The sequence below is a fragment of the Streptococcus suis genome, from assembly GCF_019794615.1.
In the GTDB taxonomy this organism is placed as follows: domain Bacteria; phylum Bacillota; class Bacilli; order Lactobacillales; family Streptococcaceae; genus Streptococcus; species Streptococcus suis_AI.
Window position 1 is genome coordinate 21,181 of sequence record NZ_JAIMDU010000016.1, and the last position, 15,496, is coordinate 36,676.

Annotated in this window: 16 protein-coding genes; 12 read left to right on the plus strand and 4 right to left on the minus strand. The window is 37.9% G+C overall.

Features of this window, described 5'->3' with window-relative positions; translation table 11 throughout:
- Nucleotides 1–14 precede the first annotated feature (14 nt).
- Entirely contained in the window at nucleotides 15–2,183 is a 2,169-nt protein-coding gene (locus tag K6V43_RS05765) for a PTS transporter subunit IIBC (RefSeq protein ID WP_222382167.1), read from the plus strand.
- 65 nt (nucleotides 2,184–2,248) lie between these two features.
- Here the strand turns inward: K6V43_RS05765 and K6V43_RS05770 are convergent, their stop codons facing one another.
- Entirely contained in the window at nucleotides 2,249–2,581 is a 333-nt protein-coding gene (locus K6V43_RS05770) for a helix-turn-helix domain-containing protein (protein ID WP_172053636.1), read from the minus strand.
- A gap of 140 nt (nucleotides 2,582–2,721) precedes the next feature.
- Between K6V43_RS05770 and K6V43_RS05775 the strand changes: the two genes are divergently transcribed.
- The 11 genes from K6V43_RS05775 (at nucleotide 2,722) to K6V43_RS05825 (ending at nucleotide 11,840) form a co-directional block, all read left to right on the plus strand.
- On the plus strand, nucleotides 2,722–3,111 hold the full coding sequence (locus tag K6V43_RS05775) for a hypothetical protein (RefSeq protein ID WP_172053635.1): 390 nt from the start codon (nucleotides 2,722–2,724) through the stop codon (nucleotides 3,109–3,111).
- Between the two features lie 101 nt (nucleotides 3,112–3,212).
- Complete coding sequence (locus K6V43_RS05780; protein ID WP_222382169.1) at nucleotides 3,213–3,728, plus strand: hypothetical protein; 516 nt, start codon at nucleotides 3,213–3,215, stop codon at nucleotides 3,726–3,728.
- Between the two features lie 8 nt (nucleotides 3,729–3,736).
- Entirely contained in the window at nucleotides 3,737–4,462 is a 726-nt protein-coding gene (locus tag K6V43_RS05785) for a hypothetical protein (RefSeq protein WP_172053633.1), read from the plus strand.
- Entirely contained in the window at nucleotides 4,452–4,982 is a 531-nt protein-coding gene (locus K6V43_RS05790; RefSeq protein ID WP_222382171.1) for a hypothetical protein, read from the plus strand. The genes K6V43_RS05785 and K6V43_RS05790 overlap by 11 nt, the downstream gene beginning before the upstream one ends.
- A 193-nt stretch (nucleotides 4,983–5,175) precedes the next feature.
- On the plus strand, nucleotides 5,176–5,892 hold the full coding sequence (locus K6V43_RS05795) for a YebC/PmpR family DNA-binding transcriptional regulator (protein ID WP_004194195.1): 717 nt from the start codon (nucleotides 5,176–5,178) through the stop codon (nucleotides 5,890–5,892).
- Between the two features lie 339 nt (nucleotides 5,893–6,231).
- The gene (locus K6V43_RS05800; protein ID WP_024391812.1) at nucleotides 6,232–7,080 is read left to right on the plus strand and encodes an SAM-dependent chlorinase/fluorinase; all 849 of its coding nucleotides are present in this window, start codon (nucleotides 6,232–6,234) and stop codon (nucleotides 7,078–7,080) included.
- A gap of 27 nt (nucleotides 7,081–7,107) precedes the next feature.
- A complete protein-coding gene (locus K6V43_RS05805; protein WP_024397599.1) occupies nucleotides 7,108–7,653 on the plus strand; it encodes an ECF-type riboflavin transporter substrate-binding protein in 546 nt (181 codons plus the stop codon).
- A gap of 193 nt (nucleotides 7,654–7,846) precedes the next feature.
- On the plus strand, nucleotides 7,847–8,830 hold the full coding sequence (gene trhO / locus K6V43_RS05810) for an oxygen-dependent tRNA uridine(34) hydroxylase TrhO (RefSeq protein ID WP_172039525.1): 984 nt from the start codon (nucleotides 7,847–7,849) through the stop codon (nucleotides 8,828–8,830).
- 143 nt (nucleotides 8,831–8,973) lie between these two features.
- Entirely contained in the window at nucleotides 8,974–10,644 is a 1,671-nt protein-coding gene (locus K6V43_RS05815; RefSeq protein WP_222382172.1) for an ABC transporter ATP-binding protein, read from the plus strand.
- On the plus strand, nucleotides 10,644–11,477 hold the full coding sequence (locus K6V43_RS05820) for an energy-coupling factor transporter transmembrane component T (protein ID WP_222382174.1): 834 nt from the start codon (nucleotides 10,644–10,646) through the stop codon (nucleotides 11,475–11,477). The genes K6V43_RS05815 and K6V43_RS05820 overlap by 1 nt, the downstream gene beginning before the upstream one ends.
- A gap of 159 nt (nucleotides 11,478–11,636) precedes the next feature.
- Nucleotides 11,637–11,840 carry a cold-shock protein gene (locus tag K6V43_RS05825; RefSeq protein WP_024391817.1) on the plus strand — a complete coding sequence of 68 codons (204 nt, stop codon included), beginning with the start codon at nucleotides 11,637–11,639 and terminating at the stop codon, nucleotides 11,838–11,840.
- 41 nt (nucleotides 11,841–11,881) lie between these two features.
- Here the strand turns inward: K6V43_RS05825 and rsmG are convergent, their stop codons facing one another.
- Genes rsmG through recU form a run of 3 tightly spaced genes read right to left on the minus strand, consistent with a single transcriptional unit; the run spans nucleotide 11,882 to nucleotide 15,482 of the window.
- On the minus strand, nucleotides 11,882–12,595 hold the full coding sequence (gene rsmG, locus K6V43_RS05830) for a 16S rRNA (guanine(527)-N(7))-methyltransferase RsmG (RefSeq protein ID WP_024403917.1): 714 nt from the start codon (nucleotides 12,593–12,595) through the stop codon (nucleotides 11,882–11,884).
- A gap of 57 nt (nucleotides 12,596–12,652) precedes the next feature.
- Nucleotides 12,653–14,884 (minus strand): penicillin-binding protein PBP1A, encoded by a 2,232-nt coding sequence (gene pbp1a, locus K6V43_RS05835; protein WP_024403916.1) that lies wholly within the window; start codon nucleotides 14,882–14,884, stop codon nucleotides 12,653–12,655.
- Nucleotides 14,865–15,482, minus strand: coding sequence for a Holliday junction resolvase RecU (gene recU / locus K6V43_RS05840; RefSeq protein WP_172018957.1), 618 nt, complete (start codon nucleotides 15,480–15,482; stop codon nucleotides 14,865–14,867). The genes pbp1a and recU overlap by 20 nt, the downstream gene beginning before the upstream one ends.
- Nucleotides 15,483–15,496: the final 14 nt, after the last annotated feature.

The following is a 15,496-nucleotide window of genomic DNA, read 5'->3' on the forward strand; positions in this document are numbered from 1 at the left end:
ATAAAGGAGAAAAAATGAAAAAATTTCTTAGTTTCGAATTTTGGCAAAAATTCGGTAAGTGTTTGATGGTCGTGATTGCAGTTATGCCTGCAGCAGGTCTCATGGTTTCTATTGGGAACTCTATCCCATTGATTAGTCCAGAGTCAGAACTATTGATTCGTATTGGGAATATTATTGCCCAAATTGGTTGGGGTATTATTGGGAATTTGCACTTGCTTTTTGCTTTAGCAATCGGTGGTAGCTGGGCTAAAGAAAAAGCTGGCGGTGCATTCTCGGCAGGTCTAGCCTTCATATTGATTAACTTGATTACAGGTCACTTTTTCGGTGTGACTACGGATATGCTCGCTGATGCTGCTGCAACAGTAACAACTGTTTTTGGTACTGAAATTCCTGTTTCAGGTTACTTTGTAAACATCTTAGGACAACCAGCTCTTAATATGGGTGTTTTCGTTGGTATTATTGCTGGTTTTGTGGGTGCTACAGCATATAATAAATACTACAACTATCGTAAATTACCAGATGTATTAACATTCTTTAATGGAAAACGTTTTGTACCATTTGTTGTTATTTATCGTTCAATTTTGGTGGCACTCTGTTTAGCGATTTTCTGGCCAGTTGTTCAAACAGGAATCAACAGCTTCGGTAAATGGATTGCAAGTTCACAGGATACAGCACCAATCTTAGCACCATTCGTTTATGGTACCTTGGAACGTTTGCTTCTTCCATTTGGTCTTCACCATATGTTGACTATTCCGATGAACTATACATCACTTGGTGGTACTTATGACATCTTGACAGGTGCACAAGCGGGTACGCAAGTATTTGGACAAGATCCTCTTTGGTTGGCTTGGGTTACAGACTTGATTAATCTGAAAGATGCTGGCGATATGACTCAATACAATGATCTTCTTGCTAACATCACTCCAGCCCGTTTCAAAGTTGGTCAAATGATTGGTTCATCAGGGATTTTGATGGGATTGACTTACGCTATGTACCGTAATGTGGATGAAGATAAAAAACATAAGTACAAAGGTATGTTTATTTCTTCAGCACTTGCAGTATTCTTGACAGGTGTAACAGAACCAATTGAGTTTATGTTCATGTTTGCAGCAATGCCTCTCTATGTCGTTTATGCTTTTGTACAAGGTGCGGCTTTTGCCATGGCTGACGTTGTCAACTTGCGTATGCACTCATTTGGTAATATCGAATTCCTTACACGTACACCGATGGCGATTAAAGCCGGTATCGGTATGGATGTTATTAACTTCATCTGGGTAACAGCCCTCTTTGCGGTTGGTATGTACTTCATTGCTAACTTTATGATTAAGAAATTCAACCTAGCAACAGCTGGACGCAATGGCAACTATGATACAGAAACAACAGATGTGGTTTCAAATTCAAACGTAGATACTGCGGATGCTAGTTCACAAGTGGTACAAATCATCAACTTGCTTGGTGGCCGTGATAATATCGCTGATGTGGATGCTTGTATGACTCGTCTTCGTGTTAGTGTTAAAGATGTGGCACAAGTTGGAGATGAAAATGCTTGGAAACAGGCTGGTGCTATGGGCTTGATTATCAAAGACTCAGGTGTTCAAGCAGTCTATGGACCAAAAGCAGATGTTCTCAAATCAGACATTCAAGACTTGCTAGAATCAGGCGTAGCTATTCCTCGTACGGAAATTGTTGCGACAGAAGAAGTTGCTCCTGAGACTCAGTTCAAAGGTGTGACGGAGACAGTTTACTCTGTTGCTGAAGGGCAAGCCATTGCCATCACAGAAGTGAACGATCCAGTCTTCTCACAAAAAATGATGGGTGATGGGTATGCAGTTGAGCCTGTAAATGGCAATGTCTACGCACCAGTTTCTGGTATTGTAACTAGTGTCTTCCCAACCAAACACGCTGTCGGTATTTTGTCTGACAAGGGTGTAGAAGTCTTGGTGCACGTCGGCATAGATACGGTTGCCCTTAACGGTGCTCCATTCTCAGCTAAGGTAACAGATGGCCAACGCGTTGAAGCAGGAGACTTGCTCCTTGTTGCAGATCTTGAAGCTATTCGCTCAGCAGGACGTGAAACAACCATCGTCGTTGCCTTCACAAACACAGCTGAAATCAAATCTGTCAGCCTTGAAAATCTTGGACAGGTCAGTCAAGATGGCCAAGTTGCGACAGTTGAGTTGTAAGAAAAAACCAGCAGAATTTGAATCTGCTGGTTTTTTAGTCTTTTGTTATAGAACAAGAATAATTCTTAATTCATCTCTTTCAATAGTAAAATAAGTAAATTAATGATTTCTGAACGTCTTCTGTTTGGGAACTCATTAATAATCATTAAAAGTTCCTTTAGTTCAGATTCTTCAATAGTATATGATAAATCAAAAAAGTCTGCTAAGTCACAATCTAGGGCTGCAAGAACTTTTTCCAAAGTATCTATTTTAATATTAGGTTGTTGACGTTCTAGCTTGTATACATATTTTTGAGGTAAATCGGCAATATTTTCTAATTCTTCCTGTGTGATACCTTTTTGAATTCTTAATGTTCTAATTCTGTCGCTAATAAAGGCTTTGAGATTACTCTTTTTCATTTTTTCTCCCTTTATTACAATATTATCTGCTTATTTAGTGTTTTAGAACTACTTTAATTGCTATAAAATTGCAAAAGTAGTTGTAAAAAGATACAAAGTTATATATAATAGTTTTTAAAAGTTATATTAGGAGAATTTATATGTTAGTTTGGTCAGCGAAGACTGCAAAGAGATATCAACCCTATCATTATTTTAAAGTTATGACAACAGCACAAAGAGAATCATTGTGTCGAGCTTATAAAAAGTATGCAATTAAAGCATTTAAACTAGCACAGAAAAATGTTAGTTTTAAATTTGATGGAAGTCCAAAGATTTTTAGAGGACGCAATGTTTACCACGTTAATTTAGGAGATTTTTGGAATTCAGAAGATTTTAGAAATTTAGCTGTGAGCAAAAAAGTTGTTAGCTGGATAATCTTCAAAGACGATATGGAAGATATTTGCAAGAAAACGATTCCTTTATTAAGAGCAGCTGGTTACAAAGCTGAATTTGATGGCAGGTATGGTCTAAGTATGTGGAAGGTAAAGTAGTACTTATTAACACAGTTGTTATTTTCTTAAAAAGCAGGATACAAGGCTGAAATCAATGGTAATTATATCAGCGTATGGAAAGTATAAGGGAGACAAATGAAATGTACAATGGATATGAAAAGCTTAAGCAAGTTAGCGAGAGGGAAAGAGTAACTATTTTATATGAGTATCTGGTGCTAGGGGAATCTATGGATCAAATAGCCCAAAGATACTATAACAATAAGAATTGGATCATATCAACTGTATGTAAAGGATATTCTGAAAAAGGGGGTATTAATAGAGGAAGAGCAAAAGGTGCGACTATTGAAGATGTTCGTCAGTTTATTCGTACCTATCCATACGGTACGTATGACATTGGGATCACTTTTCTAGATTTTCTAGGTCATTCAGGATTTGATAGTCAAGTTGGATTTAATAATTTCAATGATAATGCAAGCTACTCACCACCTAGAGCGAATGCAGGAAAAGAAAGTGTTTTAGAATTATTGCTAGGAGGCTTATTTTTAGGTTTAATAGTTTGGTTTGTTATCGGTAAATGGATGGGACATCCTTTGATTGCCTTATTAATTATTGGTTTTATCATTTATGGATTAGTTAGTGAAATGAAGGGGAGGTAGATTTTGCTATGACTTTCAGTCTATTAAAAAATTTTTTGCAAACAAATATGGAAGAGCGTGTAGAGGTGCTTTATAGATACTTGGTACAAGGAGAGAGTAGTACTCAAATTGCAGAAAACTATTACATGAATAAAAATTATTCTTGGAAAATATCAGCTATTACACAAGGATATAGTGAAAAAGGAGGAGTTAACCGAGGGCGAGTATCGGTAACTAGAGATGAACTTGACGCCTTTGTATACTCGAATCCGGATGGGACGTATAAAAGTGGTTTAACAGTTGGTGATTTCTATTCATCATTAAGGATTGCTATGAAAGATGAAGTGTTATTTCTTTTCAATGAATTTGAGGATGATTATGTCAAAGAGGCAGTTTCTATATTTCATGATCGGCAATATGGAGAGGAAAACGCTTTTAAATGTGCTTTGTCCTTTTACAATAGTTATGGTATAAAATCTGTTTTAGGAATTTATCAAGATCAACTAATTATCTATTCAAATTCTCGTGCAGGAGATATTGATGTTGTTAATTTTGAGGACATATTAAATTTCTCACTATCACATGGTTTTGATCCAGAAATTTGGTTGTCTTCTAGAAGAGAATTGAAACGTAATGGAAGAAAAAAATTTAAGTTTGAATTTCGATTCCATACAAAGCAAAATATTGAAACGCTATTTTTTGAATTAGCTAGTTTATTAGAAAAATGGAGAAGAAAGAATAATAATGTCTCGTGATTTACGTTTCCCAAAACAATTCGGTGATTTTGCTGAAACACTTTCTATGTATGTGTTAGGTTTACAGAACTGGTCTGTTGCATTAATTGATCACGTTGGCGCGGATTTGATAGCGGTTTCTCGAGAAAATACCTCAATTCGTTTGGCGATTTCTGTAAAGGGGAGGAATTTCCCTGATAATGAAAGTAGATCATTTAGTTTTGATAAAAACAATATTGATAAGTTAAAAGCAACAGCGGAATTATTGGGAATGGAGCCTGCAATTTCATTCGTATTCGTTGATAAACAGGAAGAATGTCAAAAAATTCGTGTCATTATGGCAAAAATAAGTGATTTAGAAGAGTTGGCCCTTGATTCTCAGATACATTTTGTTAATTACAATAGAGAAAATGGTTTACAGATAAAATTTACTCACTCTCAAAGAATAAAACATTTGGAAAATATAAAACAAACGAAGAAAATGTATTATTCGGAGCTATCAATAAATGAATTGAATAGTTTTGATAAATTAGGATTATAAACGAGCGAGAGAATTCGACAGATATTCTGTGATTGATAGTTTATTCCTATTTATGAACAAGTAAGTATTATTTTTGTAATCAATAAAGAAAACATGGCCATCCGTTAAACTTGTGGTCATGTTTTAAAAATCTTCTCAATCCTTGCCATTTATGGTATAATAAAGCGATTTTATAAAATGTAGGAGGTTCCCCATGGGACGTAAATGGGCCAATATTGTAGCCAAGAAAACCGCAAAAGACGGTGCTAACTCAAAAGTTTACGCCAAATTTGGTGTTGAAATCTATGTAGCAGCGAAAAAGGGTGACCCAGATCCAGAAACAAACTCAGCGCTGAAATTTGTTATCGACCGTGCTAAGCAAGCGCAGGTTCCAAAACACATCATTGACAAGGCCATTGACAAGGCAAAAGGAAACACAGACGAAACCTTCGTGGAAGGTCGTTACGAAGGCTTTGGACCAAATGGTTCTATGATTATCGTTGATACTTTGACATCAAACGTAAACCGTACCGCAGCCAATGTTCGCTCTGCCTTTGGTAAAAACGGTGGAAACATGGGTGCATCTGGTTCCGTATCATTCATGTTTGATAAAAAAGGTGTGGTTGTCTTTGCTGGTGATGATGCGGATGCCATCTTCGAATTGCTCCTTGAAGCAGATGTCGAAGTCGATGATGTAGAAGCAGAAGACGGCACAATCACTGTCTATACAGCTCCAACTGATCTGCACAAGGCCATCGTGGCACTCAAAGAATCAGGAATCCAAGAGTTCAACGTTACTGAACTTGAAATGATCCCACAATCAGAAGTATCACTTGAAGGCGATGACCTCGCAACATTTGAAAAACTCTACGACGCCCTCGAAGACGACGAAGACGTCCAAAAAATCTACACGAATGTGGATGGGTTTTAATATAAAAAAAGTGCTAGTAGCACTTTTTTTATATTAAAAGGTTGGAAATAGAAATCGTCGGCAGACGATTCTCATTGTACGTGGGACGTCCTAGAAGGTTGGAAATGAGAACCAGCGGCAGCTGGTTTTCTTTATACTCAAAAGTCCGGGGGCAGTCATTTATATTAAAAGGTTGGAGATTGGAACTGCCAGTAGGCAGTTTTCTTTGTGAATTTGAGAAAAATTGATAGAATTAGGTATTTGATATAAAGATAGACTATAACAGGTCTTTAAAAATATCTATTTGAACGGTTATTGTTTTTCTGTTATCATAGAACGGTAGTAATATAAGGAGAAAGTATGTCAAATAACTTACTTGTTTTACAGTCAGATTTTGGATTGGTTGACGGCGCAGTATCTGCTATGATAGGAGTAGCACTTCAAGAATCAAGAGATCTTGTTGTTCACAATCTGACGCACGATATTACCCCCTACAATATTTTTGAGGGCTCATATCGTCTCTTCCAGACAGTGGAATACTGGCCGGAGGGAACAACTTTTGTTTCGGTTGTTGATCCAGGTGTGGGCTCCAAGAGAAAAAGCGTTGTTGCCCTAACTAATAAAAATCAGTATATTGTCACACCAGATAATGGAACCCTATCTTTTATTAAGAAACATGTTGGGATAAAAGCTGTTAGGGAAATCTCAGAAGTCGCTAATCGTCGTGCGAATACCGAGCATTCCTATACGTTCCATGGACGAGATGTTTACGCTTATACGGGGGCAAAGTTAGCTTCAGGTCATATTAGTTTTGAGGAAGTTGGTCCAGAACTTAGTGTAGATCATATTGTTGAGATTCCAACTGTTACCACAGAACTTGGAACGGATTTTGTCAAAGGCGCTATTGATATCCTGGATGTTCGATTTGGATCTCTTTGGACCTCGGTCACTCGTGAAGAGTTTTATACTCTTTTACCAGAATTTGGGGATCGATTCGAGGTAACGATTTACAACAACGATATGTTGGTCTATCAAAATCAAGTGACTTATGGAAAATCCTTTGCGGATGTGCGGATTGGTCAACCTTTGCTCTATATCAACTCACTTTATCGTGTTGGACTTGCAATTAATCAAGGATCGTTCGCCAAGGCTTATAATGTCGGTGTCGGTCAGAACTGGCATATTGAAATTAGACGTATTGTCAATTAATTACTTTATTTTACAAGGAGACTTATAATGAAAAATAATTCGATTAAAACTGTTGTTGCAACTGGTATTGGTGCTGCTCTTTTTGTTGTAATTGGCTTGGTAATCAATATTCCAACCTTTGTACCAAATACGAGCATCCAGCTTCAATATGCAGTTCAGGCTCTTCTGTCCGTTCTTTTTGGTCCTGTTGTTGGTTTCTTTGTTGGATTTATTGGTCATGCTCTTAAAGACTCTATTCAGTATGGTCCATGGTGGTCTTGGATTTTAGCTTCAGGTGTATTTGGGCTTGTTGTGGGTGTAGCAAAAAGTCGTCTTCGTATCCAAGAAGGAATTTTTGAAGGCAAAGACATCCTTGTGTTCAATGTCTTCCAGATTGTGGCAAACATTGTTTCTTGGGGTATCATTGCTCCAGTACTAGACATTGTTATTTATAGCGAACCTGCTAATAAAGTTTTTGTACAAGGCTTAGTTGCAGGCATTGCAAATAGTGTTACTGTTGCGATTGCAGGTACGATTTTATTGGCTGTGTATGCGAGAACACAAGTAAAATCTGGTAGCCTATCAAAAGACTAATAAAATAGGATGAGCTGTTACAAAACAGTTCATTTTTTTGATGTGAAATATCAATATAGTTTTTTGTTGTATCAAAACAGGTTTCAGTTCAGATTTTTGTAATATTGACTGGTACACGATATAATCTTAGAGAGTCATTTATTAGAAATGACAGAGTTTTATCATCTATTGCAAAGATTGAGAAGGAGAAATCATGTCAAAAGACATTCGTGTATTGCTTTATTATAAATATGTCCCAATTGAAAATGCGGAAGCCTATGCTGCTGAGCATCTAGCTTTCTGTAAGTCTATCGGACTCAAAGGACGTATCTTGATTGCCGATGAGGGAATCAACGGTACTGTCTCTGGTGATTATGAAACAACACAAAAATACATGGATTACGTTCATGCAAACCCATTGTTCAGCGATTTGTGGTTTAAGATTGACGAAGAAAATGAGCAAGCTTTCAAGAAAATGTTTGTTCGTTATAAAAAAGAAATTGTTCACCTTGGTTTGGAAGACAACGACTTTGACAACGATATTGATCCACTTGTAACAACAGGTGCCTACCTATCACCAAAAGAGTTCAAAGAAGCTCTCTTGGACGAAGATACAGTTGTTTTGGATACACGTAATGACTACGAGTACGACCTTGGGCATTTCCGTGGTGCGATTCGCCCAGATATCCGCAACTTCCGTGAATTGCCACAATGGGTCCGTGATAACAAAGAGAAATTCATGGACAAGCGTGTAGTTGTTTACTGTACTGGTGGTGTTCGCTGTGAAAAATTCTCAGGCTGGATGGTTCGTGAAGGTTACAAGGATGTCGGCCAGCTCCACGGTGGTATCGCAACCTATGGTAAAGACCCAGAAGTTCGTGGTGAATTGTGGGATGGTAAGATGTATGTCTTTGATGAGCGTATCGCGGTCGATGTTAACCATGTTAACCCAGTTGTCGTTGGTAAGGACTGGTTCGATGGCACACCATGTGAGCGCTATGTCAACTGTGGCAATCCATTCTGTAACCGTCGTATTTTGACATCGGAAGAGAATGAACACAAGTATGTTCGAGGCTGTTCAGCTGAATGTCGTGCTCATGAGCGTAACCGCTACATTGTTGAAAATGGTTTGACACGACAAGAATGGGCAGAACGATTGGAAGCAATCGGGGAGAGTTTGGCGCCTGTAAATGCTTAAAAAATAAATTGCATTGAGAAATCAGTGCAGTTTTTGTTATAAATGACATTTTTGATTGCGAAATATTGACAGAACATCTTCACAAAGGTGGAATCTAGTGATTCTTCCTTTTTTTCAAAGTCAATTTACGTTATAATGGTTCTATGAAAAAAATCATTGAATTTAAAGATTTTACATTTAAATATCAGGCACAGCAGGAGCCAACTTTAAAGGATATTCAACTATCCATTTATCAAGGGGAGAAAGTCTTAATCATTGGACCTTCTGGCTCCGGAAAGTCAACGTTAGGGCAGTGTCTCAATGGCATTATTCCCAACATTTATAAGGGAGAACACAGTGGGAGCCTGATTTTGGATGGTCAGGAGGCTTTTGATTTATCAGTTTATGATAAATCTTTACTAGTATCAACAGTTCTTCAAGATACAGATGGACAGTTTATTGGCTTGTCGGTTGCAGAAGATCTTGCCTTTGCCCTTGAAAATGATATGGAAAGTCAACTGATTATGTATCAAAAAATAGGGGATTGGGCAGAAAGACTGTCACTTACAGACTTATTAGCCCATCGGCCACAAGATTTATCTGGAGGTCAAAAGCAACGTGTCAGTTTAGCTGGAGTGTTAATAGATGAAAGCCCTATTTTATTGTTTGATGAACCACTTGCTAATTTGGATCCTAAATCAGGTCAGGATACGATTGATTTGATTGACCGACTGCATCGACAAGAAGGCACCACAACGATTATTATTGAACATCGTTTAGAAGATGTCTTGTACCGTCATGTTGATCGGGTGGTATTGATAAATGATGGTCAAATTTTATTTAACGGTAACCCAGATCAATTATTGAAGACTTCCTTGTTACAAGAAAATGGGATACGTGAACCTCTCTATATTTCTACCCTTCGAGCGTTGGGCTATCCAATTGAAGACGCAGAGCATCTTGCTTCAGTATGGGAGGTTGATATAGCATCCGTGACTGTTGGTCAACTACCAGCTTTGCATTTTGAAAGTGAGTCAGTGGAAGTATTATTAGAAGCAAACCATCTATATTTTTCCTATCCGGAGAAGCAGGTGTTAAAAGATATTAACCTTACCATCCATAAGGGTGAGCGGTTGGCAATTGTCGGAAAGAATGGTGCTGGCAAATCTACCTTAGCTAAGGCACTTTGTGGCTTTATTCGGCCAGAAGGAGAGCTTCTTTGGCATGGTCAATCTATTCAGGATGATTCTATTAAAGAGCGTGCGGAGCGTATTGGATATGTACTTCAAAATCCTAACCAGATGATTAGTCAAAATATGATTTTTGATGAGGTGGCACTTGGCCTCCGTTTGCGTGGAGTAGATGAGGAAGAAGTTGAACAGCGCGTTCTTAATATATTAGAAGTTTGTGGTTTATACCCATTCCGTAAATGGCCTATATCGGCACTTTCCTATGGTCAGAAAAAAAGGGTGACAATTGCTTCTATCTTGGTTCTCAATCCGGAAATTATTCTACTAGATGAGCCGACAGCCGGGCAGGATCAGCGACATTATCGAGAAATGATGGATTTTTTGGACCAATTAAATGCTAAAGGGCATACCATTGTCATGATTACCCATGATATGCAACTTATGCTGGATTATTCAGACAGAGCAGTTGTAGTGGTGGATGGGCAGATTATTGAAGATGCTAGTCCAGCAGAAATATTATCAGATGTTGCTGTGATAGAACAGGCCAGTTTGAAAGAAACCTCTATATTCCATTTGGCAGAACGTCTGAGAGTGAATCCTTTAGAGTTGACGATGTTTTATATGCAAGAAGAGAGGAGGAACTGATGAATCGCCAGTCATTAATTGGTTATCGTAATGGACAAGGTTTTATCTACAATCTTTCAGCGGTCAGTAAATTATTGTTCTTTCTAGCAGTTTCCGTCGTTGCGATGGTTACCTACGATACTCGTCTTATTTTATGCATTGCCTTGTTCTCCCTTAGCTTGTTTAAATTATCGGGCATTCGTTATCGGGATGTTTCCTTTGTTCTCTTGTTTACAACAGTATTCGCCTTGCTGAACGCGTTGATGGTGTATCTATTTGCCCCTACTTATGGTGTGACTTTATATGGAGCAGAGACCGTTTTGTGGTCGGGGATTGGGACTTATTCTATTACGAGCCAGCAACTATTTTATCTGCTCAATTTGTTATTGAAATATTTTTGTACAGTTCCTGTTGCCTTGATTTTTTTAATGACCACTCATCCCAGTCAGTTTGCATCAAGTTTGAATAAAATTGGGGTTTCATATAAAGTCGCTTATGCAGTAAGTCTGACTATGCGGTATATTCCAGATATCCAAGAAGAATTTTATACGATTCGGATGTCTCAAGAGGCACGGGGTCTAGAGTTGTCTAAAAAAGGGAGATTAGTGGATCGGATAAAAGGGAATTTATCACTTGTCATCCCATTGATTTTCAGTTCTTTGGAACGAATTGATACCATATCAACTGCCATGGAATTACGGCGCTTTGGAAAAAATAAAAAGAGAACCTGGTACACCTACCAGCCTCTGAAACAAATGGATTACATCGTATTAATTATCATTTTCCTCCTCATAGTCATTACCATTACCCTCTTTATTGTAAATCAGGGGAGATTTTATAATCCGTGGAAGTGAAATGATAAAGTTTATGAAATGATCAACCTTTATCGTTGACAGATGATGATTATCCTGTTAAAGTAGAGAATGTAAATAAGTTTAGAGTTTAAGTATCAGTTTCATCTTTTGTTTTTCCTCTTGATTCGTTTTACAAATAAATAAAAAGAGGTAACAAAAATGGTACAAGGTACAGTTAAATGGTTTAATGCAGAAAAAGGATTTGGTTTTATTTCACAAGAAAATGGACCAGATGTATTTGCACACTTTTCTGAAATTCAGTCTAATGGTTTCAAATCTTTGGAAGATGGTCAAAAAGTGACATTTGAAGTGGAGCAAGGCCAACGTGGTCTTCAAGCAACCAATATTACAAAAATTGGATAATAAAAGAGCGGGTTTCTTAGTGAAACTCGCTTTTCTTATGTTTAAAGGGGTCTTTTATTTGGCATACCAGCTTTGCGTGGAAACTTGTTTGGAGTTTCCTTTTTCTTTTCAACAATGGTCAATGTTCGTGGGTCACCGTTTGGAAGGGTGTAATCATGGTTTTCAATCACTTTTGCAAAAAGAAGATTCAGAGCGTTTTTGGCTTGAGTTAATTCATCTTCCGCACTGGAGGCTTTAAGCGCGATTAATTTTCCGTTTAGTTTAAGATATGGAATTGTCAGCTCGGACAAGATTTGCATACGAGCGACAGCGCGTGCGGTTACCAAATCAAATTGTGCTCGAAAATGCTTGTCGTGTGCATAGTCTTCCGCACGACCATGGTAAAAATGAACGCCTTCAAGTCCTAGTTCTTCTGAAAGAGCTTGTAAAAAGTTGATTCGTTTATTAAGAGAATCGATGATGGTAACCTCTATTTGAGGGTAGATAATTTTCATTGGTAGGCTAGGGAATCCAGCTCCAGCTCCAATATCCAAGAGCTGAACTGGCTCATTTTGAATATGACCTTGAAGGATTGGTGCGATAGAATCATAGAAGTGTTTTAGATAGACGTCACTTTCCTCTGTAATAGCTGTCAAGTTAATTTTCTCATTCCATTCCACCAACAGTTGAAAGTAGCGATGAAATTGTTGTTTTTGTTGGTCAGTTAATTGAATGCCTTGGTCTGCCAAGGTTTTATAAAATAATTCAGGTTTCATATTCCTATCTTATCACATTTTTGAGAAAAGAAAAACCCAGAAGAATCTGGGAATCTCTTATTGGTTTGTATTTTCAGTGTTACCATTATTTTGTTGTGTTGATGAGGTTTCGGTAGTCGCTGATGAACTTTCAGTTGAAGTTTCTGTTTGAGTTGAGCTAGTTTGAGTTGTTGATTCTGAAGTTGATGACTCAGTTGTTGTTTGGTTTGTAGTCGTTGTTGAAGCTGATGTCGAAGAATTACTAGATGATGATCTGCTTGATGAAGATGGTGTAAGACTATTGTAATAATTACTATAAGCATTTTGCAAAGAAGTGCTATTTCGTAAATAGTAATTTCCACCAAAATTAACGACTCCACTAGGAACTTCCCAATCTGTTGCAGTATAATCGGAATGCATAAAGGTCATCATGTTGTGATATACATCTGAGGCAATGCGCATGCTATTATCTAAAATAGGTGTCATTCGGTTTGTATATCCAGTCCATACAGCCATAGCGTATTGGCTAGAGTAGCCAACAAAGTTCTCATCGGGTACCACCATAACGTTGTAGGCTGCTTCTGGATTTGCAGCAATAATCTGTTCAGTTTCACTATCTGTGTAGTTCGATGTTCCTGTTTTACCAGCCATCGGAATTCCGCTAACTGAGGCATATAGACCATATCCAACTTCCATCACTGACTTCATCATATCAGTCATTAAGTATGCAGTCTCTTCGGACATTACACGAGTGCCACTTGGTGTAAATTCTTTTACGGTTCCATCGGTAAATACAATCTTATTCACATATTGTGGAGCGAAATAGGTGCCGCCGTTCGCAAATGCAGCATAGGCAGCAGCCATTTTTTCACTACTTGCACCGTATTCTTGACTAGTATCAGAAGTATTACTTGAAATGGCATTAGAATAATGGATTTCAGGGTAATTGATACCAACAGAGTTCAAAAATTTAAGAGAATTTTCTAGTCCGGTTGCTTCCAATGCTTTTACAGCTGTAACGTTACGTGAATATTTAATAGCAGCTTTAACGGTGAGACTACCAAAGTACTGCTTATCCCAGTTGTTGAGTGGTGTAGTAGTTCCAGGGTAGTTATATGGTTCGTCTACAATAATGTCAGCTGTAGAAGTATATACGCCATGTTCAAACGCAGGAGCATAATCTGTGATTGGTTTCATGGTTGATCCGAAATCTCGGTTTGTCTCGACTGCTTGGTTAGTACCAAACGAAACGTTTGTTGCTTGGTTTCTACCACCAAGTTGGGCAACGACTTTACCATTTGATACGTCAATCACAGTTGAGGCAACTTGTAGTAATTCATCCGGATAGTTGACATACATATCCGTATTATAAATATTCCATAGCTGCTGTTGTGCGGCAGGGTCGACATTGGTATAAATATCCATTCCTGTTGTGAGAAGATTATAACCAGTATTCTTTTCAACTTCTTCAATTACTTGTTTAAGATAGTTGTCCATATAAGCTGGATAAGCAGCGTCGCTTGATAATGGCTGGAGCCCGTCAGTTACAGGAGTTAGGATAGCTTGTTCATACTGTGTACTATCAATATACTTCTCGTCTAACATTTCAGAGAGAACCAAATCACGTCTTTTTTGAGCATCCTCAGGGTGAGAATATGGGTCATATTGGTTTGGTGCCTGAGGCATACCAGCTAATAGGGCAAGCTGAGCTAAACTGAGGTCTTTTAATTCTTTACCGTAAAAAGTTTCAGCAGCTGTTTTCATGCCATAAGTTCCGTTAGACATGTATACTTTATTCACATAATAGGTTAGAATTTCTTGTTTTGTCTTTGTTTTTTCTAATTGTAGAGCAAGCCAAGCTTCTTGAACCTTACGCTTGATATTTTGATCTTCTGCAGAAGTTGAAAAATAGGTTAATTTTATAAACTGTTGATCAAGCGTAGACCCCCCTTGAAGATTACCACCTGAGAGGTTATTTAATAAAGATCCAGCAATACGAATAACGTCAACACCCCTATGATTATAGAATCGTTGATCCTCTATGGCTACAATCGCATTAGCCAGATCAGTTGGGATTTCTTCAGTCTTAGCGTTTGACCGTTTTTCGGTTCCTAGATCGGCGATTAACTGACCGTTCTTGTCGTAAATTTTACTAGATACAGTTGCAGTTAATGCTTCCTCTGTTAACTTTGGAGCACTCATAATGTATGATCCAATTAAAATTGCGCCAGCAATACTTAGTAAAAGGGCTAAAGCGAGCAAAATATTTACAAATGTGAGTAAATATTTTTTAAAGCTTGTTGTTTTCAAAAGAGTCACCACCTAATAAATTTTTTTCAATCACTGAGAGATAGGGAAGGGACGGAAGTGTTCCCATCTTAATATCAAATCCATATTGTCGGATGTAGGTCAAAGGCATTGATTTACTTCCGTTGTCCAACTGATAGAAACGAATCAAATGAACGGCAGGCAATAGATAGGTTTCTTTCAATGATGAAAAGTGAAGAAGGACAAAGCATATACCACCTTGATCAACGACTTGTTTCATGTGTTTGATTTGGTGAGCATGGAAGTTTTTCATGGGCATTGCAGTTTTTTGACGCGTCTCTTTTGCTTCAAAATCTATGTAGTGTCCTTTAAAAACTCCGGAGTAGTCTGTCGTGGATGCTTGACGGAAATAAGCTTCTACAATCTTAGCTCGACTTCGTTTGGGGTAATCAACTTTGACAATTTGAACAGGTGTTGGCTTTTTGTGAATAACAGCTAAACCATGCGCTAGATAGTATTCATTACTATCATTAATAGCTGATTCAAAAGACATACCGCGGTTAGCAAAGTCAATCTGGTGTTGCGATTTTGAGCTAGTTCTAGTGATTTTTTTTCCGAGTTGATGGGGATAATTGACCATAGAACTCCTTCTTG

Excerpts from the sequence above, each read along its gene's own strand:
- K6V43_RS05795 (WP_004194195.1), top strand. The coding sequence starts at position 5,176 with ATGGGACGTAAATGGGCCAATATTGTAGCCAAGAAAACCGCAAAAGAC.
- recU (WP_172018957.1), bottom strand. The coding sequence starts at position 15,482 with ATGGTCAATTATCCCCATCAACTCGGAAAAAAAATCACTAGAACTAGC.
- K6V43_RS05820 (WP_222382174.1), top strand. The coding sequence starts at position 10,644 with ATGAATCGCCAGTCATTAATTGGTTATCGTAATGGACAAGGTTTTATC.
- K6V43_RS05775 (WP_172053635.1), top strand. The coding sequence starts at position 2,722 with ATGTTAGTTTGGTCAGCGAAGACTGCAAAGAGATATCAACCCTATCAT.
- K6V43_RS05805 (WP_024397599.1), top strand. The coding sequence starts at position 7,108 with ATGAAAAATAATTCGATTAAAACTGTTGTTGCAACTGGTATTGGTGCT.
- rsmG (WP_024403917.1), bottom strand. The coding sequence starts at position 12,595 with ATGAAACCTGAATTATTTTATAAAACCTTGGCAGACCAAGGCATTCAA.
- K6V43_RS05825 (WP_024391817.1), top strand. The coding sequence starts at position 11,637 with ATGGTACAAGGTACAGTTAAATGGTTTAATGCAGAAAAAGGATTTGGT.
- trhO (WP_172039525.1), top strand. The coding sequence starts at position 7,847 with ATGTCAAAAGACATTCGTGTATTGCTTTATTATAAATATGTCCCAATT.
- K6V43_RS05780 (WP_222382169.1), top strand. The coding sequence starts at position 3,213 with ATGTACAATGGATATGAAAAGCTTAAGCAAGTTAGCGAGAGGGAAAGA.
- K6V43_RS05815 (WP_222382172.1), top strand. The coding sequence starts at position 8,974 with ATGAAAAAAATCATTGAATTTAAAGATTTTACATTTAAATATCAGGCA.
- K6V43_RS05785 (WP_172053633.1), top strand. The coding sequence starts at position 3,737 with ATGACTTTCAGTCTATTAAAAAATTTTTTGCAAACAAATATGGAAGAG.
- K6V43_RS05770 (WP_172053636.1), bottom strand. The coding sequence starts at position 2,581 with ATGAAAAAGAGTAATCTCAAAGCCTTTATTAGCGACAGAATTAGAACA.
- K6V43_RS05800 (WP_024391812.1), top strand. The coding sequence starts at position 6,232 with ATGTCAAATAACTTACTTGTTTTACAGTCAGATTTTGGATTGGTTGAC.
- K6V43_RS05765 (WP_222382167.1), top strand. The coding sequence starts at position 15 with ATGAAAAAATTTCTTAGTTTCGAATTTTGGCAAAAATTCGGTAAGTGT.
- K6V43_RS05790 (WP_222382171.1), top strand. The coding sequence starts at position 4,452 with ATGTCTCGTGATTTACGTTTCCCAAAACAATTCGGTGATTTTGCTGAA.